Origin of the sequence: Burkholderia sp. SIMBA_051 (genome assembly GCF_046534915.1) — a bacterium.
In the GTDB taxonomy this organism is placed as follows: Bacteria; Pseudomonadota; Gammaproteobacteria; order Burkholderiales; family Burkholderiaceae; genus Burkholderia; species Burkholderia ambifaria.
Map to the genome: position 1 here is coordinate 1 of NZ_JAWRXS010000047.1, position 491 is coordinate 491.

Sequence of the window (491 nt, forward strand, 5' to 3'; positions counted from 1 at the left end):
TGCACAACATGGGGGATCATGTAACTCGCCTTGATCTTTGGGAACCGGAGCTGAATGAAGCCATACCAAACGACGAGCGTGACACCACGATGCCTGCAGCAATGGCAACAACGTTGCGCAAACTATTAACTGGCGAACTACTTACTCTAGCTTCCCGGCAACAATTAATAGACTGGATGGAGGCGGATAAAGTTGCAGGACCACTTCTGCGCTCGGCCCTTCCGGCTGGCTGGTTTATTGCTGATAAATCTGGAGCCGGTGAGCGTGGGTCTCGCGGTATCATTGCAGCACTGGGGCCAGATGGTAAGCCCTCCCGTATCGTAGTTATCTACACGACGGGGAGTCAGGCAACTATGGATGAACGAAATAGACAGATCGCTGAGATAGGTGCCTCACTGATTAAGCATTGGTAACTGTCAGACCAAGTTTACTCATATATACTTTAGATTGATTTAAAACTTCATTTTTAATTTAAAAGGATCTAGGTGAAG

Annotated in this window: 1 protein-coding gene; it reads left to right on the forward strand. The window is 47.7% G+C overall.

Annotated elements, in window-relative coordinates; translation table 11 throughout:
* Nucleotides 1–413 (forward strand): serine hydrolase (locus SB771_RS33465; RefSeq protein ID WP_410721848.1); only part of this gene is annotated, 413 nt, incomplete at its 5' end.
* Nucleotides 414–491: the final 78 nt, after the last annotated feature.